This window comes from Phenylobacterium sp. (assembly GCF_965284355.1).
In the GTDB taxonomy this organism is placed as follows: Bacteria; Pseudomonadota; Alphaproteobacteria; order Caulobacterales; family Caulobacteraceae; genus Phenylobacterium.
Genome location: NZ_OZ260078.1, coordinates 1027484 through 1051359 on the forward strand (window position 1 = coordinate 1027484; position 23876 = coordinate 1051359).

At 70.0% G+C, this 23876-nt stretch carries 21 protein-coding genes; 9 read left to right on the forward strand and 12 right to left on the reverse strand.

The window, feature by feature from the left end; all coding sequences use genetic code 11:
- Positions 1-158 precede the first annotated feature (158 nt).
- Positions 159-1490 carry a sensor histidine kinase gene (locus ACQ66R_RS05000; protein WP_430419783.1) on the reverse strand — a complete coding sequence of 444 codons (1332 nt, stop codon included), beginning with the start codon at positions 1488-1490 and terminating at the stop codon, positions 159-161.
- Between ACQ66R_RS05000 and ACQ66R_RS05005 the strand changes: the two genes are divergently transcribed.
- Positions 1457-3517, forward strand: a complete 2061-nt coding sequence (locus ACQ66R_RS05005) for a PAS domain-containing sensor histidine kinase (RefSeq protein ID WP_430419785.1) — start codon at positions 1457-1459, stop codon at positions 3515-3517. The two genes, ACQ66R_RS05000 and ACQ66R_RS05005, sit on opposite strands and share 34 nt — an antisense overlap.
- Here the strand turns inward: ACQ66R_RS05005 and ACQ66R_RS05010 are convergent.
- The 5 genes from ACQ66R_RS05010 to ACQ66R_RS05030 all read right to left on the reverse strand — a co-directional run bounded on the left by ACQ66R_RS05010 (position 3514) and on the right by ACQ66R_RS05030 (position 9487).
- On the reverse strand, positions 3514-3909 hold the full coding sequence (locus ACQ66R_RS05010; RefSeq protein WP_430419787.1) for a response regulator: 396 nt from the start codon (positions 3907-3909) through the stop codon (positions 3514-3516). The genes ACQ66R_RS05005 and ACQ66R_RS05010 overlap by 4 nt on opposite strands.
- Positions 3896-7363: a PAS domain S-box protein gene (locus ACQ66R_RS05015; protein WP_430419789.1), complete on the reverse strand. Its 3468-nt coding sequence runs from the start codon at positions 7361-7363 to the stop codon at positions 3896-3898. Before ACQ66R_RS05015 ends, ACQ66R_RS05010 begins: the two co-directional genes overlap by 14 nt.
- A 122-nt stretch (positions 7364-7485) precedes the next feature.
- The gene (locus ACQ66R_RS05020) at positions 7486-8076 is read right to left on the reverse strand and encodes a gamma carbonic anhydrase family protein (protein WP_430419790.1); all 591 of its coding nucleotides are present in this window, start codon (positions 8074-8076) and stop codon (positions 7486-7488) included.
- A gap of 54 nt (positions 8077-8130) precedes the next feature.
- Entirely contained in the window at positions 8131-8739 is a 609-nt protein-coding gene (locus tag ACQ66R_RS05025) for a 2-hydroxychromene-2-carboxylate isomerase (RefSeq protein WP_430419792.1), read from the reverse strand.
- Between the two features lie 10 nt (positions 8740-8749).
- A complete protein-coding gene (locus ACQ66R_RS05030; RefSeq protein WP_430419794.1) occupies positions 8750-9487 on the reverse strand; it encodes an SDR family oxidoreductase in 738 nt (245 codons plus the stop codon).
- A gap of 91 nt (positions 9488-9578) precedes the next feature.
- Here ACQ66R_RS05030 and ACQ66R_RS05035 point away from each other — a divergent pair, with 91 nt between their 5' ends.
- Together ACQ66R_RS05035 and ACQ66R_RS05040 are read left to right on the forward strand one after the other, a co-directional pair.
- Positions 9579-10031 (forward strand): winged helix-turn-helix transcriptional regulator, encoded by a 453-nt coding sequence (locus ACQ66R_RS05035; protein ID WP_430419796.1) that lies wholly within the window; start codon positions 9579-9581, stop codon positions 10029-10031.
- A 108-nt stretch (positions 10032-10139) separates the two neighbouring features.
- A complete protein-coding gene (locus ACQ66R_RS05040; RefSeq protein WP_430419797.1) occupies positions 10140-11195 on the forward strand; it encodes a tyrosine-protein phosphatase in 1056 nt (351 codons plus the stop codon).
- Positions 11196-11200: 5 nt separating this feature from the next.
- Here the strand turns inward: ACQ66R_RS05040 and ACQ66R_RS05045 are convergent, their stop codons facing one another.
- The 3 genes from ACQ66R_RS05045 to ACQ66R_RS05055 all read right to left on the reverse strand — a co-directional run bounded on the left by ACQ66R_RS05045 (position 11201) and on the right by ACQ66R_RS05055 (position 12934).
- Entirely contained in the window at positions 11201-11737 is a 537-nt protein-coding gene (locus tag ACQ66R_RS05045) for a DUF4199 domain-containing protein (protein ID WP_430419799.1), read from the reverse strand.
- A 94-nt stretch (positions 11738-11831) separates the two neighbouring features.
- Positions 11832-12257, reverse strand: coding sequence for a response regulator transcription factor (locus ACQ66R_RS05050; RefSeq protein WP_430426210.1), 426 nt, complete (start codon positions 12255-12257; stop codon positions 11832-11834).
- Positions 12254-12934: a LuxR C-terminal-related transcriptional regulator gene (locus ACQ66R_RS05055; RefSeq protein ID WP_430419801.1), complete on the reverse strand. Its 681-nt coding sequence runs from the start codon at positions 12932-12934 to the stop codon at positions 12254-12256. Before ACQ66R_RS05055 ends, ACQ66R_RS05050 begins: the two co-directional genes overlap by 4 nt.
- A gap of 123 nt (positions 12935-13057) precedes the next feature.
- Between ACQ66R_RS05055 and ACQ66R_RS05060 the strand changes: the two genes are divergently transcribed.
- Together ACQ66R_RS05060 and ACQ66R_RS05065 are read left to right on the forward strand one after the other, a co-directional pair.
- Positions 13058-15238, forward strand: a complete 2181-nt coding sequence (locus tag ACQ66R_RS05060; protein WP_430419803.1) for an ATP-binding protein — start codon at positions 13058-13060, stop codon at positions 15236-15238.
- A 61-nt stretch (positions 15239-15299) separates the two neighbouring features.
- Positions 15300-16091: a phytanoyl-CoA dioxygenase family protein gene (locus ACQ66R_RS05065; protein WP_430419804.1), complete on the forward strand. Its 792-nt coding sequence runs from the start codon at positions 15300-15302 to the stop codon at positions 16089-16091.
- A gap of 15 nt (positions 16092-16106) precedes the next feature.
- Here the strand turns inward: ACQ66R_RS05065 and ACQ66R_RS05070 are convergent, their stop codons facing one another.
- Positions 16107-16643 carry a DUF1697 domain-containing protein gene (locus ACQ66R_RS05070; RefSeq protein ID WP_430419806.1) on the reverse strand — a complete coding sequence of 179 codons (537 nt, stop codon included), beginning with the start codon at positions 16641-16643 and terminating at the stop codon, positions 16107-16109.
- The gene (locus ACQ66R_RS05075; protein WP_430419808.1) at positions 16640-17260 is read right to left on the reverse strand and encodes a glutathione S-transferase family protein; all 621 of its coding nucleotides are present in this window, start codon (positions 17258-17260) and stop codon (positions 16640-16642) included. Before ACQ66R_RS05075 ends, ACQ66R_RS05070 begins: the two co-directional genes overlap by 4 nt.
- 113 nt (positions 17261-17373) lie before the next feature.
- On the opposite strand from ACQ66R_RS05075, the gene ACQ66R_RS05080 reads away from it, so the two are divergent.
- The 4 genes from ACQ66R_RS05080 to ACQ66R_RS05095 all read left to right on the forward strand — a co-directional run bounded on the left by ACQ66R_RS05080 (position 17374) and on the right by ACQ66R_RS05095 (position 22242).
- The gene (locus tag ACQ66R_RS05080; RefSeq protein ID WP_430419809.1) at positions 17374-18744 is read left to right on the forward strand and encodes a spinster family MFS transporter; all 1371 of its coding nucleotides are present in this window, start codon (positions 17374-17376) and stop codon (positions 18742-18744) included.
- A 109-nt stretch (positions 18745-18853) separates the two neighbouring features.
- Entirely contained in the window at positions 18854-19204 is a 351-nt protein-coding gene (locus tag ACQ66R_RS05085; RefSeq protein ID WP_430419810.1) for an endonuclease domain-containing protein, read from the forward strand.
- A 186-nt stretch (positions 19205-19390) separates the two neighbouring features.
- Positions 19391-20809, forward strand: coding sequence for a class I adenylate-forming enzyme family protein (locus ACQ66R_RS05090; RefSeq protein ID WP_430419812.1), 1419 nt, complete (start codon positions 19391-19393; stop codon positions 20807-20809).
- Positions 20809-22242 carry a class I adenylate-forming enzyme family protein gene (locus tag ACQ66R_RS05095; protein ID WP_430419814.1) on the forward strand — a complete coding sequence of 478 codons (1434 nt, stop codon included), beginning with the start codon at positions 20809-20811 and terminating at the stop codon, positions 22240-22242. The genes ACQ66R_RS05090 and ACQ66R_RS05095 overlap by 1 nt, the downstream gene beginning before the upstream one ends.
- A gap of 176 nt (positions 22243-22418) precedes the next feature.
- Here the strand turns inward: ACQ66R_RS05095 and ACQ66R_RS05100 are convergent, their stop codons facing one another.
- A complete protein-coding gene (locus ACQ66R_RS05100; RefSeq protein WP_430419816.1) occupies positions 22419-23864 on the reverse strand; it encodes a carotenoid oxygenase family protein in 1446 nt (481 codons plus the stop codon).
- Between the last annotated feature and the right edge of the window lie 12 nt (positions 23865-23876).

Consider the following 23876-nt stretch of genomic DNA (forward strand, 5'->3'; position numbering starts at 1 on the left):
TCCCGGTTGGCTTTAATCAAGCCAACCGGGAGAAACGGGCTCGTCGTCTTCCTGCTGGAGCGCATCCTCATCGCCTGCGGCGCCTCATCCTCGGCGGGATGCGCTCTAGCGCCCATCCGGCTCAGCTGGCGCGTTTCGGGGCGAAACGGCGTCCGCGGCTAGGCCAGCGACGCCTCCATTCGGCAGATCAGGCCCTCGGGCCGGAACTCCAGGATGACCGGCCCCTTGAGCTCGGCCGAAAGGCCATGCTCCAGCAGGCGCGCACCGAAGCCACGGCGCACGACCGTTCCGACGGGCGGCCCGCCGTGCTCCTCCCAGGTCAGCCGCAGCTTGGCGTCATCCATCTGCCAGCACACCGCCACCCGTCCCTGCGGCGTCGACAGAGCGCCGTACTTCACCGCGTTGGTGGCCAGCTCGTGCATCGCCAGCGCCAGCGCCACCGCGGTCTTGGGCGGGAGATCGACGTGCGGGCCTTCGATCGTCAGCCGCCCATCGGCCGCATGATGAGGCGCGACGGCTTCGGCGACGATGTGGTGAATCGAGCCGGCTTCCCAGCTCTGGCGGGTCAGCACGTCGTGCGCCGCGGCGAGCGCCGCCAGACGGCCCTCGAAGGCTTCGCGCACCGCCGGCGGCGCGCCGCCCGTGCGGAACGACTGCCAGGCGATCCCCTGCACGATGGCCAGGGTGTTCTTCACCCGGTGGTTCAGCTCATTGATCAACAGCCGCTGGTGCGCCTCGGCCACCTTGCGGTCGGTCACGTCCACGGTGGCGCCCACCATCCGACGCAGCGCGCCGCCCGCGCCGAACAGGAACCGCGCCGCGCCCTCCAGCCACCGCACCGCGCCATCCGGCCGCACGATGCGGAAGTTGTGGGTGATCAGGTCTCGGCCGGCCGCGATCGCCGCGGCGTGCTCGGCTTCCAGCCGGGGCAGGTCTTCAGGGTGGACGCGACGGCGGAAATGGTCGGCGTGGCCCTCGAACGTCCCGCGCGGGATACCGAAAATGTCCTCCATTTCGCCGTTCCACATCGTCCAGCCTGACGGCACGTGCCAGTCGAAGATGCCGATCCGGATGGCCGACACCGCCAGATCCAGCCGCTGCTCGCTGCGCTTTACCGCGCGTTCGGCTTCCGCCCGCTCGGTGATGTCGTCGATCGAGACGCCCAATCCGTCGTCGTCGCTCAGCGGATTGATGCGGATGTCCACGGTGCGCCCCGCCCGGAGCGCCGATGGCGCGGTTATCCGTTGCGGACTACGCTCGCGCATCGCGGTTTCCAGGAGATCGCCGAACGTCGTGCCGCGCCCTTGCGGAAACAGCTCCCAGAACCCCCGCCCCAGCATATCCTCGCGGCTCTGGCCGAAGAACTCCTCGGCCCTGCGGTTGAACAACACCAGCCGCCAGTCCCGATCGACGGCGTAGTAGACATCACTGATGCTATCCAGGACCGCGACCAGCCGTGCGTCGGACAAAGGATTGGGCGTGTTGGTCAAAGTCGTCCCGCGGCTGCCCCGTCAGCCCTCGCGATCAAGGCACAGGCCTGCGCGCACGTCACCACGTATCGCGAACGTCCTTGTCGCAGGCGCGCAGGTGGGCTCAACATAAGCTCCAGACTGCAGCGGGCTGCAGGGGGCGCACCATTTCTGACCCTCGCAATCGTGACGTCGCCGGCGAGAGCCGCCAGATCGCTGAGATTCTTGACCGCTTCGGCGACGGTTTCGTCGTCTTGGATTTCGACCATCGCGTCGTCTACATCAACCCCGCCGCCGAGGCCCACTACGGACTCGACCGCGAGACCGCGATCGGACGCGTGGCCTGGGACAAACTGGCCCTGGGCGAAGACGCCGCGATGCGAGAGTTCGTCGAGCGCGCCATGCTCAGCCGCAACGAGGTCGAGGTCGAAGCGCCGTCCGAGATCCGGGGCGGCCGATGGTTCAGCCTGAAGGCCTTCCCGCTCGAGGTCGGCCTGGGAATCAGCTTCCGCGACATCACCGAGCGCCGCCATCGCATGGCCCGCGAGGCCGAGTACGCCGAACGGCTGGAACTGGCTCTGGCCACCTCGGGCTTCGGCGACTGGCGTTGGGACATGACGACCGACGTCATCGAGCTTTCGCTGCGCGCCGCCGAGATCTCCGGCTTCCCGCCGGACACGGTCACGACCTGGAGCGCCATGCTGGACCACGTCCATCCGGACGACCGGGATCCGGCCATCGCCGCTGTCACCCAGGCCTTGAACACAGGCGAGCCCTACGAAATCGAGTACCGCCTCACCCGCCCCGACACGGGCCAGGAGCGCTGGGTGCGCGTGCGATCGTCGGTGCAGTCCGACGACGACGGCCGACCCAGCGGGCTGCTGGGCGTGGTCACCGACATCACCGAGACCAAGGCCGCCGAGGCCCGCATCCGGGCGGATCGCGCGCGCCTCGCCGAACTGGAGCGCCGCCGCGCCTATCTTCTGGAGATCGCTGACGCCCTGCGGTTGATCGACGACCCGGACGAGATTCTCTCCACAGCCTCGCGGATGATGGGCGAGCGCCTGAACGTGGGCCGAATGGGCTACGCCGAGATCGGCGAGGACGGGCTGGTTCATGTTCGCGGCGACTGGACGGCGCCCGGCGTGCCCAGCCTGGCCGGCTCCAGGTTCGTGCTGGACGACTTCGGCGCGACCTTGATGGGCTACCTGCGTCGCGGCATCGATCTGGCGGTCGATGACGTGAAGCTCGACCCCCGCACGGGCGACAACTACGCGGCGTACAAGGCCATTCAGGTTCGCGGCCTGATCGTGGTCTCGCTGGTCCGCGACGGCCGGCTGGACGCCCTCTTCTACGCCCACGAACCCCGGCCCCGCGTGTGGACCCGCGAGGACGTCGCGCTGATGGAGGACGTGGCCGCCCGCACCTGGTCAGCGCTGGCGCGCGCCCGGGTCGAGCGCCAGGCCGCCGAGCGCCAGCGGCTGCTGATCAACGAGCTGAACCACCGGGTGAAGAACACGCTGGCGACCATCCAGTCGCTGGTCCGCCAGACGCTGCGCGAAGGCCTTGTCACGCGAGAAGCCCGGGATCGCCTGACCGAGCGCCTGATGGCCCTCTCGGCCGCTCACAACGTGCTGACGCGCGAGAACTGGAAGAGCGCCGACCTGGCCGAGATCGCGCTGGAGGCGCTGCGCCCGTACGACGATCCGCCGGGCTCCCGCATCACTGTCAGCGGCCCGCCCGGCCGCCTCGCCCCCAACGTGGCCCTGGCGCTCTCGATGGCGCTGCATGAGCTGGCCACGAATGCGGTCAAGTACGGCGCGCTCTCGTCGTCCGAGGGCCACGTCGAGCTGTCCTGGTCGGCGGCGCCGGGCCGGGCGATGGAGCTGCTGTGGCGCGAGCGGGGCGGACCGACGGTCGCGCCCCCCATCTCATCCGGCTTCGGCGCGCGCCTGCTGGCCGGGCTGGCCGGCGAACTGGGCGCCCCGGCTCAGGTCGACTACGATCCGGCCGGCGTGACGTGCCGGCTGCAGGTTCCTGTCACCTAGGCGCGGCTGCGCGCCAGCAGGCGGCCCACGCGCGCGATCAGCTGCTCGTCCTTGAACGGTTTGGACAGATAGTCCCGCGCGCCCAGCCGGATCGCCCGGGTGACGTCCTCCGGACTGTTGCGCGCCGTCAGCACCAGCGTCGGCGTCTTTTCGGTCAGGCTCTGGGCGCGCATGTATTCCAGCACCCCGAAGCCGTCCAGCATCGGCATGTTGATGTCCAGCACCATGGCCTCGGGCCGGAACTCGTTCAGCCGCTGCAGCGCCACGTTGCCGTCCTTCGCCGGCCGCGGATCGAAGCCGGCGAGCGCCAGGCGCGTCGTGATCAGCTCGAGCAGGAACGGGTCATCCTCGGCCACAAGGACGCGGCGCGGCCGCGTTTCAAGACGCTGCATAGGTCATGTTCTCGTCGTCCGGCAGCCACTGGGTGACCGCCGCGATGGTTCCGTACATCTCGAGGGGCTGCAGCGGCTTGCGCACCAGCCCGTCAAAGCCGTCCAGGTCGTGCTCGCCGGCCAGATCGGCGTCCGCGGTGAAGGCCAGGACGGGCACGCCCTGGTTGGGACCCGGCTCGGCCCTGAGCCGGACCAGGGCGCCGCGTCCATCCAGCCGCGGCATCCGCAGGTCCATCAGCACCACATCCACCGGCAGCATGGCCAGCCGCTCGATCGCCTCGACGCCGTCGCCGGCCTCGTGAACCTCGGCGCCCGCGGCCTCCAGGATCCGCCGGGCCAGTTCGCGGTTCGTGGCGTTGTCGTCGACCAGGAACACCCGCGTGCCGTCGATGCTCAGCGGGGCCGCGTCGCTCTCGCGTTCCTGGGGCGCATCCACTGTCGGGGCGGGCAGCACCATGTGGAACACCGCGCCCTCGCCGGGCGTGCTGGAGACCCCGATCTCGCCGCCCATCGCCTCGGCCACGCCCTTGCAGATCGCCAGGCCCAGCCCAGTGCCGCCGTGCCGTCGCGTCATCGAGCTGTCCACCTGGCTGAAGCGCTGGAACAGCCGCGCCTGCGCCTCGGAGTCCAGGCCGGGGCCCGTATCGCGCACCTCGATGCGGATCGCCTCGCCGGTCGCCGGCGCGATCGCCAGGGTGACGCCGCCCGTCTCGGTGAACTTGATGGCGTTGCCGATCAGGTTGATCAGCGTCTGGCGCAGCCTGTCGCCGTCCAGCATCGCCGCCTTGGGCAGGCCCTCGCCGCGCTCGAACGCCAGGGTGAGGGCCTTGCCCTCGGCCTGGGTGGCGAACATCAGCAGCGTCTCTTCGCTCAGCGCCGCCACGTCGGTGGGCCGCGGCCGGATCTCGAACTTGCCGGCCTCCAGCTTCGAGAAGTCGAGGATGTCGTTGACGATCGCCAGCAGGCCCTTGCCCGCGCCGGCGATGCGATCGACGTAGCCTTCCGCCGTCGGCGGCAACTCCGGCAGCTCGGCCAGCAGGCTGGTGAAGCCCAGGACGGCGGTCAGCGGCGTGCGGATCTCATGGCTCATGTTGGCCAGGAACTGGCTCTTCGCCGCCGCGGCCGCCTCGGCCTCGGCGCGGGCCCGCGCCAGCGCCTCTTCTTGCTCGACCTGGCGGCTGACGTCGCGAACGACGTCCAGGAAGCCGCCCGGTCCGCCGGTCTCCGGGTCCTTCAGCATCGTGGGCTGCGACTCCAGCCACACCCAGGCCTTGGTGATCTTGTGCTGCGCGCGCCAGCGCATCCGGGGCGCCGTCGTTCCCGGCGGCAGGTCCTTCAGCGCCGGCCACACCAGCTCCAGGTCTTCCGGATGCATCTGCTTGACGAACGCCGTCCCGATCAGGTCCTCGGGCTTGTAGCCGATGCTGCTCACCGAAGGGCTGATGTAGTCGATCCGCCCGTTCGCCTGCGCCACGACGATGATGTCCGAGGTGTTCTCGCCGATCAGGCGATAGCGCGCCTCGCTCTGCTGCAGGGCGGTGGCGGCCTTGCTGAGCGCCTCTTCCTGCTCGACCTGCAGCTGGACGTTTCGGATCACGTCCAGGAAGCCGGTCACCTCGCCGCTCAGGGGATCGCGTAACAGGCTGGGATTCGATTCCAGCCAGACCCAGCCGCCTGTGACCAGGTCGCGGCCGCGCCAGCGCACCCGCTCGTGCTTTCCGCCCGCGGCCAGGCTCTGGAACGCCTCCGCCACGCGCGGCAGGTCCTCGGGGTGGACGCTCTCGACGAAGCTGCGGCCCTGGATGTCCTCGGGGCGGCGGCCGGCCTGGCGCACGGCCTGGCTGACATAGGTCGCCTTGCCCGACAGGTCCGACATGATGATCATGTCCGAGGTGTTCTCGGCGATCAGGCGATAGCGCTCCTCGCTGACTTTCAGCGCCGCTTCCGCCTCCTGCTGCCTGGTCAGATCCTCCAGCTCGATCACGAAGTGCTTGGGCGTGCCGTCGGCGGATCGCACCAGCGCCACCGTCATCCGCGCCCAGATGTAGACGCCGTCAGCCCGCTTCAGGCGACGGTCGCTGTAATAGCTCTCGATCTCACCGGCCAGCAGGCGCTCGGCTTCCCGCCCGTTCGCGCCGATGTCATCGGGATGTATCAGGTCCGTCGATTCCAGCGCCCGGAGCTGGTCTTCCGTATAGCCCAGGATGCGACAGGCGGCCCTGTTGGCCCGCAGCGTTCGTCCTCCCGGCGCCACGATGCTCTTGCCCAGGGCAGCGTGCTGGAAGGCGGTCTCGAACAGCGCCTCCTGCTCCCGGCGCTGGGTGACGTCGCGCAGCGTCGTCACAATGCCGATGACGTCGCCGCGGTCGTCGCGGATGCCGCGCGGATTGCCCTCCATCCACACCCATTCGCCGGCGGCTGTCCGGAGGCGGACCAACCGCTGCTCCGGCGTCAGCACAACGCCCGAGATGGCCAGCGCCAGGCTGCCTCGTATCCGCTCCAGGTCGTCGGGGTGAACGAGGTCGGACACCCGACGACCGACGATATCCTGAGGCGTGTAGCCGTACAGCCGCACGGCCGGTGAGACGTAGGTGATCCCCTCCTGCACATCGAGCTGTACGGTGATGTCTTCGCTCGCCTCGGCCAGCAACCGGTAGCGCGCCTCGCTGATCCGCAGCGCCTCCTCGGCGGCCCGCCGGTCGGTCAGATCCTGGACCTGCGAGACGAGATGGCGAGGCTCCCCGTCCGGGCCGCGGACCAGCGACACCGACAGCTGCCCCCAGACCTCCACGCCGTCCTTGCGGATGTAGCGCTTGTCCAGCCGGTAGCTGGCGATCTCGCCGGCGATCAGTTGTTTCAGCTGAACGAGGTCGGCGTTGAGGTCGTCGGCGTGAGTGATGCTCTGGAAGTCGAGCGCCAGCAGCTCGGCCTCGCTGTAGCCGACCATCCGGCAGAAGGCCTCGTTGATCCGCAGGAACGACCCGTCCAGCGCGACCAGCGACATGCCGATCGGCGCGTCGCGAAAGGCGGTTCCAAACTGCTCGGCTTCGGCCTCGGCGGCGGCCTCCAGCTGCTTGCGACGGGTGATGTCGCGGAAGATATTGATGATCTCGACCACGTGGCCCTGGTCATCAAGGACCACATGCGGATTGCCCTCCAACCAGACCCAATCGCCGTCGGCGGTGCGGAAGCGGTGCTCGCGGTTCTGGTTCGGATCGACCTCACCGCTCAGCAGCGCCCGATTGTTGGCATTCAGGCTGGGCGCGTCGTCAGGATGCACCAGACCGTTGATGGACGCGCCGACGAACTGCTCCGGCTGGTAGCCATAGCGACGAATGGTCGGCGAAATGTAGGTGATCACGCCCGCGGCGCTCGCGCGGAGAATGACGTCGCTTGTTTGCGCGGCGACAAAGGCGATCACGCCCTCCATGTCGTCGGCAGAGCGGATAGTCACGCGGTCCCCCTTCGCGCATTCAGCGCAGGCAAACACGGTAAACAGCGCGATCCTTACGAGCGGTGAACGCGGCGCGAGGTCGCCGCGACGCTTCGACGCAGTGTTGTGGGGCTTTCTGACCTCTAGCCGCCGTAAAGGGCCGCCAGCCGCCCGCGCTCGACTCGCGCGTCTTCCGCAAAGGTCTCCGTCGCCCACAGCCTGTGCTCGCCGCGGACATAGGCGGCGGCATTCTCCCGGTACATCCAGGCATTGAAGGCGTTGGCCGCGGCGCTGTTGCGCTCCTTCACGGCCTTGCCGGGCGCGCCCATCACGATCGAGTTGGGCGGGATGACCGTGCCTTCCTTCAGGAACGCCTGCCCCGCGACGATCGAGTTCTCGCCGATCACGCAGCCGTCCATGATTGTGGCCCCGATCCCGACCAGCACCCGGTCGCCGATCCGGCACCCGTGCAGGGTCACATGGTGCGTGATGGAGCAGTCCTCGCCGATGATCGTGCCGGTCCCGTTCCCGACGTGGATCATCACGAAGTCCTGGATGTTGGTCCGGCGGCCGATCGCCACCTCCTGCGACTCCGCGCGCACCACCACGTTGGGCCAGATCGAGGCGCCGGCGGCCACACTCACCTTGCCGTAGATCTGTGCGCTGGGGTGGACGAACGCGCCGGGGTCCACGGCCACGTCGGGTCCGAACGCCCGCGCCGAGCCCATGTCCATCGTCCGCCCTCCGCCGTAAGTCTGTGGACTGTGACGCGGGTGACGCAGCGGCGCCTAGACCGCCCCTGAGGCCGCCTCTTCCACCTGCTCCAGCCGGTCCTTGCCGAAGAACATCTCGCCGTCGACGAAGTAGGTCGGGATGCCGAACACGCCCCGGGCCACGGCGGCCTCGGTGTTGGCGACCAGTTCGGCCTTCACCTCCGGGTCCTGCGTCGCCGCCAGCAGCGCCTGGGCGTCCAGGCCCGCCGCCGTGAGCACCTCGGCGACCACCGCCGGGTCATCCATCTTCTGGCCGTCCTCCCACATCGCCTTCAGGACCGCCTCGAGGTAGGCGTCGCCGACGCCCATCCGCCTGGCGGCCACCAGGCCGCGCATGATGAGCAGCGTGTTGACCGGGAAATGCGGATTCTGGCGATACTTCGAGAGGCCGTGCTTCTGGACGAAGCGCTTCGTCTCCAGCGCCTCGTAAGCCAGCTTGCCCTTCACCTCGCCGAACGCCTCCATGGGCGAGCGATTGTTCGTGGCCTTGAAGATCCCGCCCAATAGGCAGGGGATCAGGTTCAGCTCAGCCCCCGTGCGCTCGGCGATCCCGGGCAGCACTTTCCAGGCCAGATAGCCGTTCGGGCTGCCGAAATCGAAGATGAAGTCGATGGTCTTTCTCATGGTTTCTCCCTCACCACGCTTCTTTCCAGGGCCGCACGTCCAGTTCGTGCGTCCACGCCGAGCGCGGCTGTTTGCTCAACGCCACGTAATTCTGCGCGATGTCTTCGGGGCGCAGGATCGCGTCGTCGGCCAGCAGGTCGTCGACGTTGTCGCGGTTGCTGCGGATGAACACCCCGTCCACCGCGCCGTCGATCACCACATGCGCCACGTGGATGCCCTGCGGCCCCAGTTCGCGCGCCATGCTCTGGGCCACCGCGCGCAGGCCGTGCTTGGCCGAGGCGAAGGCCGCAAACCCGTCGCGCCCGCGCACGCTGGCGGTCGCCCCGGTGAACAGGATCGTGCCCCGCCCGCGCGGGACCATGGCCTTGGCGGCTTCGCGCCCGGCCAGGAAGCCCGCGAAACAGGCCATCTCCCAGACCTTTGTGAACACCCGCGCTGTCGTCTCGCGGATGCCGAAGCGCACGTTCGCGCCGATGTTGAAGACCACCACCTCCAGTGGGCCCACGTCCCGCTCGATGGTCTCGAACAGCGCTGCCATCTCGTCCTCGGAGCGGGCGTCGACCCCATAGGCGTGCGCCGCGCCGCCGGCCTCGCGGATCTGCGCCTCCACCTTCTTCAGGTCATCCAGGTTCCGGGCGCGGCGGGTCATGCACACGATGTGCCCCTCGGCGGCGAACGCCCTGGCCAGCGCCGAACCCAGGCCGTCGCCCACGCCCACGACCAGGCAGACACCCTTCTGTTCGGCCATCTCCACCCACTCCGTTCGAAATTTAAACCCACGTTGGTCTTGAATCCGAACCCAGTCAAGCGCACCCTCGCGCAAACCCCGGAGTGTTCGAATGAAGTGGAGCCAGCTCGCCGACCAACAGTGCTCGGTGGCCCGCTCAGTCTCGGTGATCGGCGACCGTTGGACGCTGATGATCCTGCGCGACTGTTTCCTGGGGATCCGTCGCTTCGACGACTTCGAGCGCCGCCTGCGCATCTCGCGCAGCATCATCGCCGATCGCCTGAAGCATCTGGTCGACGAGGGCGTCCTGCGCCGCGACGAGTACCAGCAGAACCCGGTCCGCCACGAGTACCGCCTGACCGACAAGGGCCTGAGCCTGCACCCGGTGATCATGGCCATCGTCCACTGGGGCGACACCCACTATGCCGGGGAGCAAGGGCCGCCCCTGCTCCACCGCCACCGCGCCTGCGGCTGCGATTTCCACCCGGTGCTCATCTGCTCGGAATGCGGCGACCCGGTCGGCGCCCGCGACGTCGAGGTGCGCACCGGGCCGGGCGGCGTTTAAGCTCGCCGTCGCGCCAACTTCGAGCGCCTTCACGCGGCCATCACAGAACCGTCGCCGCGCTCTCATCGCTCACGCCTAAGCCTCTTCGACCACCCGGAGAGGCCCCCCATGAAACATCTCGCCCTGACCGCCCTGACGCTGGTGCTGGCCGCCGGTCCGGCCCACGCGATCACCGCCCAGAAGGCCGAGCGCGCCGAGGGCCGGGTCGTGGTCACCTGGACCGACTCCGACCCCGTGGATGTCTATGTCGCCCCGACGGCCGACGCGCCGCTCTCCGCGGCGAAGCTCGTCGCCGCCAAGAGCCGCGACGGCCGCGTCGAGTACGCCGCGCCCGTGGACGCGCGCCCCTTTTTCCTCCTGCGCGACGGCGGCGATGGCCGGGTCACGCGCGTGGCCGAGCGCGCGCTGCCGCTGCAGCAGGGCTCCAACTTCCGCGACCTGGGCGGCTATCCCGGCGCGGGCGGCAAGCCTGTGCGCTGGGGGCGCATCTATCGCTCGGGCGCCACCGCCATGCTGACCGACGCCGACCTCATGATGATCAAGGCCCTGGGCCTCGCCGACATGGTCGACCTGCGCTCCAGCGAAGAGCGTGCGCTGGCCCCCAGCCGCATCGCGGGCGTCCGCTACGCCGCCGTCGGCTACAGCATGACCAGCCTGACCCCGCAGGGCGCCGGCGCCCCGTCGGGCGATGAGCGGATGCACGCCGTCTACCGACGAATGCCCGACCTGCTGGCCCCTCAGCTCCGGATACTGTTCGCCGAGCTGCTCGCGGGCGACGGGGCCGTCGCCTACAACTGCTCGGCGGGCCAGGACCGGACCGGCTTCGCCACCGCGATGGTGCTCTCGGCCCTGGGCGTTCCGCGCGAGACGATCATCGCCGACTACCACCTGTCGACGACCTACCGCCGGCCCGAGTTCGAGATGCCCCGTATCGATCCCGCGACCGCCGGCGCCAATCCGGCGGCCGCCATGTTCGCGGGCTACCAGCAGGACCCAAACTACAAGACCCCCCGCCCCCTCTTCGACAGCCAGGACAAGGCCCTCCTCGAGTTTGCCCTGGCCGAAGTGGAGACCCGCTGGGGCTCCGTCGACGCCTACCTCGACAAGGAGCTGGGCGTCAGCCCCGCCGACGTCGCCAGGCTGCGGGCGATGTATCTGGAGTAGAGCGCTTATCCCACCGGAGTGCGCGCCGGTAGGAACCGCGGATTCCGCAGCAGGCCCGCGCTCACGACCGCCACCAGCAGTCCGACCGGGAAGATCTCGACGAACGTCATGGGCACGCGGAACAGCGGGTTCGCGTACTGGACCCGCATCACGTCCATCTCGGCCGCCAGTTTCTGATAGGCCGCCCCCGTGACGCCGTCGGCGCGCTTCTGGGCCAGCGTCTGAGCGATGTACTGCTCCATGAAGGCGTAGTCGGTCGCGGCGAGATAGACTTCCCAGACCACGACGTAGATGGCCGTCGCCACCAGCGCGATCGCCACGCCGACGCCCAGCGCCGGCCAGAACCGGATCACGCCGCCCAGCGCCTGGTCGCGATGCTGCTTCACGCCGACCAGGACGGCCGACAGCGCCACCAGCATGATCAGGTAGCCCAGCCAGACGTTGGAATGCGGCGCGTCGCCGTTCAGGATGAGGGTCGCCAGGACACCGGCGATGATGATGGCCCCCGAGATCAGGCCGTAGGTGAGAACGATGCGCGCCATGTGCGGCTCCTGCGTTGAAGACACGCCAAGCTCAGGCGACGCGGGGCGGAAACGGTATCGCCCAAAAGGGTGAATTGCGACGTCCCGCCCGTTGTTACGGAATCAGTTCCAGGTCGCGCGCCTTGCGGACGGCCTGCAGTCGCCGGCTCACCGACAGCTTGGCGAACAGGTTGCCCACGTGCGTCTTCACGGTGTTGGGCGAGAGTCCCAGCGTGCGTGCGATCTCCTTGTTCGACTGCCCCGCCGCCAGCCGCTCCAGGACGCGAACCTCCTGGCCGGTGAGGCCCAGCGACTTCAGCGCGGCGTCGTTCCGCACGAAGGCCGAGCCGGCCGCCTTCCGCGCGCTGAGCTTCCACCCCGCCCAGACGCCCCCCGCCGCGAACGCCGTCCCGATCAGGCCGATGTAGATGTCCCGCGAGAACGCCCGCGCGACATACTGGTACTCCAGCCACTGCAGGACGAGCGCGCCGGCCGCCAGGACCAGCGCCCAGACCACAACGGTGCGCGCCGTGGGGTTCAGATCAGCCTCCGCTCCGCCGCCGCCAGCACCGCCTCGGCGCGGCTGCTCACGTGGAGCTTCTGGTAGATCACCTTCACATAGCCCGCCACCGTCTGCGGCTTCAGGCCGATGGCGCGCGCGGCCTCCGGCGCCGACATTCCCCGCGCCAGCAGGGTCAGCACCTCGGTCTCGCGCGGCGAGAGCCCCGCGTCGTCCTTGGGCTTGGCCGCCGGCCCCGGCCGCAGCCGCTCCAGCAGCCGCCGCGCGATCGACGGCGACAGCGGCGGCTCGCCCGCCTCGATCCGGCGCAGGCAGGCGGCGACGTCCTCGGGCCGTTCGTGCTTCAGCACATAGCCCTGCGCGCCGGCCGCCAGGCTGTCGAACAGGTGCGCGTCGTCGTCATAGATGGTCGCCACCACCGGCAGTGCATCAGGGAAGTCCCGCGCCACCTGGGCCACGATCTCCACGCCCGAGCCGTCCGGTAGGCCAAGATCGATGATGGCCAGGGCCAGCACGCCGGCGCTCGCATCCTCGGCCAGCCAGCGTCGCGCATCGCGCAACGTGCCCGCGGTGGCGATCCGCAGGTCCGGAAACGTCTCGCCCGCCAGCTCCACGAGCCAGTCGCGCGTGTCCGGCCGATCCTCCAGGATCAGGCACAGACGCGCGGCATCGCCCTCATGAAGGCCGGACTCTTGCATGGGTGGGACGCCACACTCCCGGATTCTGACACTAACGATAATATTTCTACGACAGGCAGACTAATGAATCCCCTAAGGAATGCAGAGGTCTCGCGCGTCGCGTGCAGGGGGAACGCCTGAGATATGGATGAAGCCGCGACCGCGCCGGCCGCTGCACACCTGAGCCGCCCGGCGGCTCCGGCGGCGCCGACGCGCCTCCTGGCCCTGGCGCTCGTCGTCGTGCTCGCGGTCATGGTCGGCGCCACCGTCTATGCGGCGTCCCAGCCCTGGTTGGGCCTGCGCCTCCAGTTCGACGCCCGGGCCGGCGGCGCGGTCGTCCAGTCGGCCGAGGGCCCCTCCGCACAGATCCCCGTCGGAGCCGTGATCACCACCGTCTCCGGCGGCGGCCAGACCCTGCGGCTCGAGCCCAAGGACCTCACCGGCCAGGTGGACGGCAGCTTCGGGCCCTATGCCGAGTACCAGCGCTTCATGGCCCGCCAGGGCGCCTACGCGACGATGATGCGCCTGCCGCAACTCACCTTCACCGACACCAGGGGGCGGGCCTGGACCGTGAGCCCCGAGCCGCACCGGCCGCTGCGCTCGCTGCCCATCGACTTCTGGATCGGCATCGTGGTGGGCGGCGTCTCAGGCCTGATCCCCGCCGCCATCTTCGTGTTCCGCCCCCGCGAAGCCAGCGCCCGCTGGGTGCTGCTCAGCGGCGTGTCCATGATGATCTGCGCCCCGGCCGGGGTGATGTACGCCGAGCGCGAACTGGCGATCCCCGAGCTCGACTTCTACCTCATCAACGGCGCGAACTTCTTCTCCGGCAACATGGCCTCGGCCGCCTTCTTCGCGCTCCTGCTCTACTATCCGAAGCAGATCGCGCCCCGCTGGGCCGGGCTGGCGCTGGTGGCCTTCTTCCTCGCCTGGTGGCTCGCCCAGGCGCTGGGCCTCTTCCCCGATCTCACCTTCGCGCGGCGGTTTCTCACCATGGTGGCGCTGGGCGGATGCTTCGTGCTGGGGGCCATCCACTGGCGGCTCACCCGCCGCGATCCCCTCGCGCGCGCCGCGCTCAGCTGGTTCCTGCTGTCGTGGGTCGTGATGGCCGGCGCGTTCGGCTTCCTGATCCTCGCGCCCCAGATGTTCGGCATCGATACCTCGCCGATCGAGCCCTACGGCTTCCTGCTGTTCCTGCTGATCTACGGCGGCCTCGCCGTCGGCATCATGCGCTACCGCCTGTTCGAACTGGGCGAGTGGTGGGGCCGGATCGTCGCCTGGACCCTGGGCCTGCTGATGCTGGCGGCGCTGGACATGCTGTTCCTGGCGGTCCTGCAGGTCTCGGCCGGGGCCAGCCTGTCGCTGGCGCTGCTGATCTGCGGGCTGGTCTGGCTGCCGTTCCGCGGCTGGCTGGCCGAGAAAGTGCTGCGCCGCCCGCCCCGCGACGACCGGGCCACCTTCGAGGGCGTCGTCCAGATCGGCCTGTCGGCCTCGCCCGAGGACCAGTTCGCCCGCTGGGTCGAGGTGCTGCGCAAGCGTTTCGACCCGCTGAACATCGACGTCGCCGACGCCACCGACCGGCCGCGCCTGGACCAGGACGGGCTGGCCCTCATCACGCCCGCGATGCAGTCGATCCCGGCGCTCCGCCTCCAGTACGCCCGCGGCGGCCGCGCCCTGTTCTCGCCGGCCGACCTCGCCGAGGCGGGCTCGCTCAGCGGCATGCTCCGCTTCGTCTTCGACAGCCGCGATTCCTACGAGCGCGGCGTGGCGGGCGAGCGCAAGCGGATCGCCGGCGACATCCACGACAACCTGGGCGCCACGTTGCTCAGCGCGCTGCACAGCCGCGACGGCGAGCGCAAGGACCGCTACATCCGCGAGACCCTGGCCGACCTGCGCTCGATCGTCACCGAGCCCACCGGCCCCGAGACCGACCTCGCCGACACCCTCGCCCGCAGCCGCAAGGAGATGTCCGAACGCCTCGCAGCCCGCGGCGTCACCCTGGACTGGCCCGTGGATGTGGCCCCGCCCGCAGGCGTCGACTCCAAGACCGGCCAATCGCTCCGCGCCATGCTGCGCGAACTCACCAACAACATCCTGAAGCATGCGGCCGCCACCCAGGTTCGTGTCACACTCTCCGAGGACGGCGGCGACCTCGTGATGACGGTCGAGGACGACGGCAAGGGCTTCGACACCGCCCAGGTCACCCCGGGCGCCGGCCTCGGCGGCCTCGCCGACCGGGCCACGGCCCATGGCGGCAGCCTCACCTGGTCGCCCGGCGCCGGCGGCAAGGGCGCCCGCGCCACCATCCGCCTGCCGCGCACCGCTTGACTGACGCGGCGACGGCCGCCGCAGCCTCAGCGCCTTCCGTCCGTCGTGAGAGGTCGCCGCCATGCAAGACCCCCTCGCCGCCGCCAAGGCGCAGCTGCGCGATGACGGCTGGTGCGTGATCCCCGACGTCCTTGACCCCGCCGCCGCCCGCCAGGCCCTCGACCGCCTCTGGGCCGCCGCCGACGAGAGCCGCCGTCGCGGGGTCGACACCTACATGCCGGTGCTGGATCCCAACGAAAGCAACGTCCGCGTCTTCTTCCTGATGGAGCTGGACGCCACGTTCCGCGAGTTGATCGCTCACCCCACCGCCGTCGAGATGGTCGGGTCGCTGCTCGGCCGCGAGTTCCTGATCTCCAACTTCACCGCCAACATCGCCCGCCCCGGCTCGAAGTCGATGGCGCTGCATTCCGACCAGTCGCTGGTCGTGCCCGAGCCCTGGGTCCAGCCCTGGGCGCTCAATGTCATCTGGTGCCTGACCGACGTCACGTTCGACAACGGCGCCACCCTGTTCATCCCCGGCAGCCACCGCTGGCAGACCCGCGCCGACGTCCCCGCCGACGCCAACCGCCGCCTCCAGCCCTTCGAGGCCAAGGCCGGCTCGATCATCGTGATGGAAGGCCGCATCTGGCACACCTCGGGCGCCAACATCACGGCCGACCAGGATCGCGCCCTGCTGTTCGGCTACTACACGCGCCCGTTCCTGCGCCAGCAGGTCAACTGGAACGCCGCCCTCTCGGCCGAGACCCAGGCCTCGCTGAGCCCCCAGATGCGCCGCTGGCTGGGCCTGGACGCCACCGCCAACACCGGCGACGCCCCCGACCTGCGCTACCTCGACGACCAGTTCGCGACCTGACAGCGCCCGCTTGGCCTACCCGCCCAGCTTCGCCACCAGCTTGCCGACCGTGTTCCAGTTGCGGCCCGTGCCGCGCACCTTGAGCTTCCGCTCGATCACGGCCCCCGACAGCTTCGAGGTCCCCGATCCCTCCGGATAGCAGAGGTACAGACAGCCCGGCCCCATCGCGACCGCCTCGCCGAACACGCAAAACGGCCTCAGGTCCGCGAGGTCGCCGTCCGCCTCCCCGCGCAGGAAATAGACGATGAAGGTCGATGGCCGCTCCCGCGCGAAGTCGGGAAACGGGTTTTGCGCCATCACGGCCTTCAACTGGTCCACGTCGCGCACCAGCACGTCGGTCTTGAAGGCGAAGGTGTTCTCGATCCCCGCCTCGAAGGCCCTCTCGATCTCGGCCGGCGTCAGCGTCGAGCCGACCAGCGCGTTGCCGCTCGCCAGCAGGGTCTGCGGGTCGTCGAAGCCCAGTTCGGCCAGCATCGCGCGCACCTGCGCCATCGGCAGCGCGCCCTGGCCGCCGACGTTCACCGCCCGCATCAGCGCCGCATAGCGCCTCACTTGGCCGCGGCTTCCCACTCCAGGAACTCGGGCTGCTCCAGCAGGCGCGCGCCGTACTCGCCGCAGCGGCCGTCGTCGCCGTAGTCGCTGAGCCTGATTCCATAGGTCCGGAATCGCGACGCCACCGGCGTGTAGAAGGCGTCGGCGATCGACCAGTCGCCGGCCAGGAACGGCCCGCCGAAGCGGTCCAGCATCCCCGTCCAAAGGGTCACGATCCGGCGTACGTTGGCCTGGGTGGCCGGCGAGATGTCGGTGGGCCTGGGCTCGGCGTCCAGCGCCATCGGGCACTCGCCGCGCAGCGAGGCGAATCCCGAATGCATCTCGGCCGCCGCGGACCGCGCCAGCGCCCGCGCGGCGGGATCCTTGGGCCACAGCGACGGCGCCTTCTCGGCCGCGTACTCGCAGATCGCCAGGGAATCGACGACCACGAGGTCGCCATCCTTCAGGCAGGGCACGAGACCCGACGGCGAGTGCTTCCGGATCGCCGCCTCGCTCATGTTGTTCTCCTGACGCAGCTCGACCAGCACCTCCTCGAAGGGCAAGCCGGCCCGCCTCAGCGCCAGCCAGGGTCGCAGCGACCACGTCGACCACTTCTTCGTGCCGATCACCAATTGCATCGCCGACTCCTTACTGCGGACCTGAAACACTTGAACTATTGCGGCGGGGGGCCGGGCGCCATCTAGTCCAACCAACCATAAGAACAACAGACGCTGCCGAGGACCCGCCCAATATGACCGATGCTGTTTCGCCCGACGCGCCGCCGACCGCAAAACCTGCGCTGCCGGAGACCTCAGCGACCCCCTTCTCGCCGGGCTACACGCGCTACGCGATGTTCCTGCTGCTGGGCATCTATATCGTCAATTTCCTGGACCGGCAGGTCATCAACATCCTGGCCGAGCCCATCAAGAACGACCTGGGCCTCGCCGACTGGCAGCTCGGCCTGATGAGCGGCCTGGCGTTCGCGCTCTTCTACACGTTCCTGGGCATCCCCATCGCCCGCATGGCCGAGCGCAAGAACCGCGCCTTCATCATCGGGGGCGCCGTGGCGGTGTGGAGCGGATTCACTGCGCTCTGCGCCACAGCCGGCAACTTCTGGCAGCTCATCGCCTACCGGATCGGCGTGGGCGTGGGCGAAGCCGGTTGCACGCCGCCCGCCCACTCTCTGATCGCGGATTACGCGCCCAAGGAAAAGCGCGCCTCGGCCCTGGCCTTCTACTCCATGGGCACGCCGATCGGCGGCCTCCTCGGCCTCGTGATGGGCGGCATCGTGGCTGACGCCTACGGTTGGCGGGCCGCCTTCCTGGTGGCCGGCGCTCCGGGTCTGATCTTCGCGGTCCTGGCCTTCTTCACGCTGAAGGAGCCGCGCCGACTGCTGTCGGCTCATGCCGAGAAGGTGCGCATGGCGTCGTCCGCCACCTTCGGCCAGACCATGACCTACCTGGCGAAGCGCCCGACCTTCTGGTTCATCGCCTTCGCCGCCGCCATCAAGGCCTTCATCGGCTACGGTCACGCCCCGTTCACGGCCTCGTTCTTCCTGCGCAACCACACCGCCGAGATCAACAAGCTGGCCGATGATTTCGGACTGGGTCCCGTCGGCTTCCTGGGCCTGGCGCTGGGTCTCATCAGCGGCACCGCCGGCGCCATCGGCAGCTATGTCGGCGGCTGGATCGCCGACAAGTTCGGCAAGAACGATCTGCGCGCCTACATGGTCGCTCCGGCCATCGCCAGCTTGATCACCATCCCGGTCTACATCATCGCCGTCACCATCGACTCGGCGGCCATCGCCCTCTTCATCCTGGCGATCAACGGCTTCCTGGGCACCCTCTGGTACGGCCCGGTCTACGGCACCGGCCAGTCCGTCGTGCCGCCGCACATGCGCGCCACGGCCGCGGCGATCCTGCTCTTCATCATCAACCTGATCGGCCTGGGCCTGGGCCCGCTCGCCGTGGGCATCCTGTCCGACTTTCTCAACAAGGGCATGGGCCTGGGCGCCGCCGAGGGCGTCCGATGGGCGCTGATCATCTCCACCTGCTTCGGCATGGTCGCCTTCATCTGCTTCTGGATGGCCCGCAAGACCATCCGCGAAGACACCGTCAGCTAGGACGCTTGTTCCTCTCCTCGCCGGGCGGGGAGAGGAACACCCCCTGACCCGCCGCTTCTGCAACGCCCTAGACGTTGACCCGAACAAATCATGAACACAAATTGCACGCATGGAGGCTCCGGCCAAGACCGTCGCGCGCGCCAGGTCGCTGAGGCGACGAATGAGTCCGCCTGAGGTACGCCTCTGGCAACAGCTGCGCCGGCGGGTACAGGGCCTTCGCTTCCGTCGACAACATCCCATCGGACCCTTCGTACTCGACTTCTACTGCGACGCCGTTCGGCTGGCGGTCGAAGTCGATGGTCAGCAGCACGCGATGGGAAGCGCGCGCCTTCACGATATCGAGCGTGACGAGTGGCTAGCGGGAAGGCGCATTCGCGTCCTTCGTCTCTCCGCGAGCCTGGTCCTCGACGACATGGACACCGCGCTCCGCATGGTCCAGTCCGCCGCGAGGGCTCGCTAGCCCTCCTCACCCGTAGGGGGAGGGGGACCGCCCGAAGGGGGGTGGAAGGGGAACACTCCAAGCTCGGCGCTCCCCGTCGCGCCCCCTCCACCATGCTGCGCATGGTCCCCCTCCCCCTACGGGTGAGGAGGGGTGAACGCGCCGAGCTCGATTGACTCAAGGCGTTCTCGCGCTAGCTCTGCCCACATGTTCGACGGCTACATCCGCGATCATGCCCGTTGGAGTCCACGGGCGCCGGCCGTGATCACGGCGGCGCGGGCGCGCAGCTATGCCGAGTTGGACGCCGACGTCGATCGTTGCGCAGCGGCCCTCGCAGATCTGGGCCTGGCCCCGGACGCCGTCGTGTCGATCGCGGTCGCCGACGCCTACCTCCGCCTCCTGCTGATCGCCGCGCTGGCGCGGCTGGGGATCGCCTCGTCCCCGTCATCCGACCCGGGCTGCGACGTGCGCCTCACCGACCGGGAGCCCGACACCGCCGCAGGCCCGGCGGCCCTGGTCCTCGACCGGGCCTGGACGTCGGCCATGTTCGCCGCCGAACCCAGACCCATCGCGCCGCGACATCTCGACCCTCTCGCCGTAGGACGGGTCATGCTCTCGTCCGGAACGACCGGTCCCCCCAAACGGGTGGGCTACACCTGGCGGCGGATCGAGCACGGCAATCACCTGTCGCTCCGGTCCTACTGCGCCGGCCAGCTCGGCGCCCACATTCCGCTCGTCGGGACCGACGCGATGATGGGTCTGACCATGGCCATGTGCGCTTGGGCGGTCGGCGCATCGGTGACCGAGACCTTCGCCGCGGAAGACCTGCCGCCGTGGCTCGAGGCGCTGCCCCCCGGCCTCGTCGCCATGACGCCCGTCCAGCTCCAGCGCCTGCTCGCCGCGCTGCCGACGGGCTTTCAGCCCAGGCCCGGGTGGCGGCTGGTGGTCGGCGGGTCGGTCCTGCCGCCCGGCGTGGCCCGCGAGGCGCGGCTGCGCATCACGCCGGACGTCCGTACGATCTTCGGCTCCACCGAGGGCGGCAACGGCGGGCTGGGCTTCGCCGCCGGTCTGGACGATGCGCCGGGTCAGGTCGGCATCACGCCGTCGGGCGCCATCGTCGCCATCGTCGACGACGATGGCCGCCCGGTCCCCGAGGGCCAGTCGGGCCAGGTGCTGATCCGCGGGCAGCGGGTCATCCAGGGCTACCTCGGCGATCCCGAGGCCGCCGCCGAACGCTTCACCGACGGCTGGTTCCGCACGCGCGACATCGGCCACCGCCTCCCCGACGGCCGCCTCGTGCTGGAGGGCCGCCTCGACGACCGCATGAACCTGGGCGGGATCAAGTTCATGCCCGGGATCCTGGAGTCGGCGGCGCTGGCCTGTGAGGGCGTCGTCGACTGCGCCGCCTTCGCCGTGCCCGACGACGACGGCCTTGAGAACTGCTGGCTCGCCGTTCACGCCGAGCCGGGCTTCGACCGCGATCTCCTGGCTCAGCATCTGGCCACGTTCAACGGCCTGCCGCCCTCGCGCTTCGCCTGGATCGACGAGATCCCCCGCAACGCCATGGGCAAGGTCGACCGCGGCCTGCTGCGCGACGCCGTCCTCTCGGCCACGAGAGGCGCCTGATGTTCGACGGCTTCATCCGCGACAACGCCCACTGGACGCCGCGCGCGCCTGCCGTGATCACGCCGAACCGCATCATCTCGTATGCCCAGTTCGACGCCGATATCGACCGGCTGGGCGCCGGTCTGGCCGCCCTGGGCGTCACGCCGGCCAGCGGCGTGATCTCGATTTCGCTGGAGTCCCCCTATCTGCAGCTCGCGGCCATGTGTGCCCTGGCGCGGCTGGGCGTGGCCTCCTCGCCGTCCGGCGACCCGGGCGCCGACCTGCGCCTCACCGACCGCGACCGCCCGGGCGGTCCGCCGCCGCTGCGCGTGACCGCCGACTGGCTGTCCGCGACCCTGGCGGCCGAACCGCGCCCGCTGCCGCAGCTCGAACTCGACCCGGAAGGCCTTGGTCGCGTGATGCTGTCGTCAGGCACCACGCGGGTCCCCAAGCGCGTCGCCCTCTCCTGGCGGCGCATCGAGATCGCCAACTTCACGACATTGCGGACCTACGGGGCCGGAAAGACCGGAACCTACGTCTCTCTGACCGGCGTCGAGTCGCTGCTGGGGTTCGGCGCCTTCGTGGCCGCCTGGAGCGCCGGCGGCGCCGCGGCCACCGCGCTTACGCCTGCCGATCTGCCCCGCTGGCTGGAGGCCCTGGCCCCGGGCTTCGTGGGGATGACCCCCGGCCAGCTGCGCACCCTGCTTGACGCCTTGCCGCCCGGCTTCAGGCCGCAGCCGCAGTGGCGCTTCGGCGTCGCCGGCGCCCTGTTGCCCGCGCCGCTGGCCCGTGAGGCGATGGCCCGGATCACCCCCGATATCCGCATCATCTACGGCTCCACCGAATGCAGCCTGCTGGCCTACGGCCATGCCGCCGATCTCGAGGACGAGCCCGGTGTCGTGGGCTCCACGCCGGCCGGCGCCATCCTGGAGGTGGTCGACGACGCCGGCCGCCCCCTTCCGGACGGCCAGTCCGGCGAGTTCCGCATCACCTCCGAGCGCATGACCCAGGGCTACATCGGCGACCCGGAGGCCTCGGCCGCCCGGTTCCGCGACGGCTGGTTCTACACCCGCGACGTCGGCCGCAGGCTGCCCGACGGCCGGCTCGTCCTCGAAGGCCGCGCCGACGATCGCCTGAACCTGGCCGGCGGGCGCAAGTTCATGCCCCAGGTGCTGGAGACCGCCGCCTTCGCCTGTCCGGGCGTGATCGACTGCGCCGCCTTCGCCGCTCCGGAAGCCGGCAGGGCGGACGGTCTCGACCAGTGCTGGCTCGCCGTCACCGCCGCGCACGACTTCGATCGCGAGGCCCTGGCGCGCCACCTCGGCCAGTACGGCAACCTGCCCCCGCCCCGCTTCGCCTGGATCGACGAGATCCCCCGCAACGCCATGGGCAAGGTCGAACGCGGCAAGCTCCGCGACCTGCTGCTGACGGCCCTCGCGCAGGACGTGGGCTAGGTCCACACTCCACATTTTTCCGACCGTCATCCCGCGACTTGTTCGCGGGACCCCATCCCTCGGCGGCGATGCGGTGCAAGCGGGCCGCGGCGCGCGGCCCGCCGCAGAGTCTTGAAGCGGCGGAACCATGGGTCCCGCGAACAAGTCGCGGGATGACGAGTAGAATGGAGATGCCCCTACGCCCCCACGAATGTCCCGTGCAGGCTCACCGGCAGCACCAGCGGCGCGCGCCAGGTGCAGACCGGACCGTCCGCGATCCGGCGCGCATCGAACGCATGCAGCTCGGTCGCGCCCGCCTTGGTGTTCACCGCCGGCGCCAGCAGCCAGCCGTCCAGCTCGCCCGCGCCGCCCGGCCGGGCCACGAACACCGCCTCCTCCATCAGCATGCCCGGGCCGAAGTTGAAGGTGTCGGCCCGGCCGGTCTTCCAGTCGTGGCTGGCCAGCCCGTTGAACATCGGCACATCCGGCGCGACGCCCGCCGCGTGGAGCGTGTAGCGCCTGGGCTCCGCCGTCCGCGCCCCGTTGCGCGGAAACTCGGCCGCCACGCCCACGGCCTCCATGCCGGCCTTGCCGTCCGGGCGCAGGGTCACCAGCCCCAGCATCGGCGGCGCCTGGCGCTTGTAGGTCCCGGTCATCAGCGACTTGCCGTTCTCGCGGGCGAAGGTGGGGTCGGGACTGAAGCAGCCGTCGAAGCGGATCGTGCCGTCCGCATCCTCCCACGCCCCGCCGAAGTGGAACGCGAACGCCGCCGGCAGCTCGTAGACCCGCCGCCTGGAGAAGTCGGCCTTGTCGACCACCAGCACCTGGCTGCCCAGCTCGGGCCGCCACGAGAAGCTGTCGGCGTAGGGCGTCGTGAACCGGTCCTGCACCCACGGCTGCAGGTACAGCACCAGGTGGCGCGGCGTGGTGACGAAGTCGTGGATGTAGCTGGCCCGCGGCATGTCCAGCATCCGCGCGTCCTTCAGCGTGCCGTCGGCGGCCAGCCGCCAGACGATCGCCTTCGCGCCGCTGACGCCCAGGCTCCACACCTCGCCGTCCGGGCCCCGGCTGGGGTGGGCCAGGAACGGCATGTGCTTCAGGTCGTCCCGCAGGGTGCGGACGCCCTTGGTCGACAGGTCGGCCGGGTCCAGCGCGATGGGCGATCCGCCCTCCCACAGCGCCCACAGCTCGCCGCCCACCCGCATCACCGAGATGTTGGCCGCGTTGACGTCGTCGTTGTCGCCCACCTTGGCGCCCGGCCGCGCCGGCGTGCCGAAGCCCGGCGTCACCACCGCGTTCGCCGCGATGTCCGTGCGGCGCTTCGGCGTGTCGATGAAGCGCGCCTCCACCGTGGCCGTGCCGCCGTCGATCCGATAGGCGCGCATCAGCCCGTCGCCGTCGAACCAGTGCTCGACCGACCCGCCCGGCCGCCGGAACTTCCCCGGCCCGTTGCGGTACAGGGAGCCGGCGAGCCCTTCCGGCGCACGCCCGCGCACCAGGGTCATCGGCGTCCTCGGCACGTCGGCGTCCAGGTCGGCGAACGCGGCCGACCAGGTCGGTTGCGCAGCCCGGGCGACCTCGGGGGTGATCAGGCTGGCGGCGGCGGTGGCGCAGAAGGCGCTCAGCAGTTGGCGGCGATCCATGGCGGTCCTCAT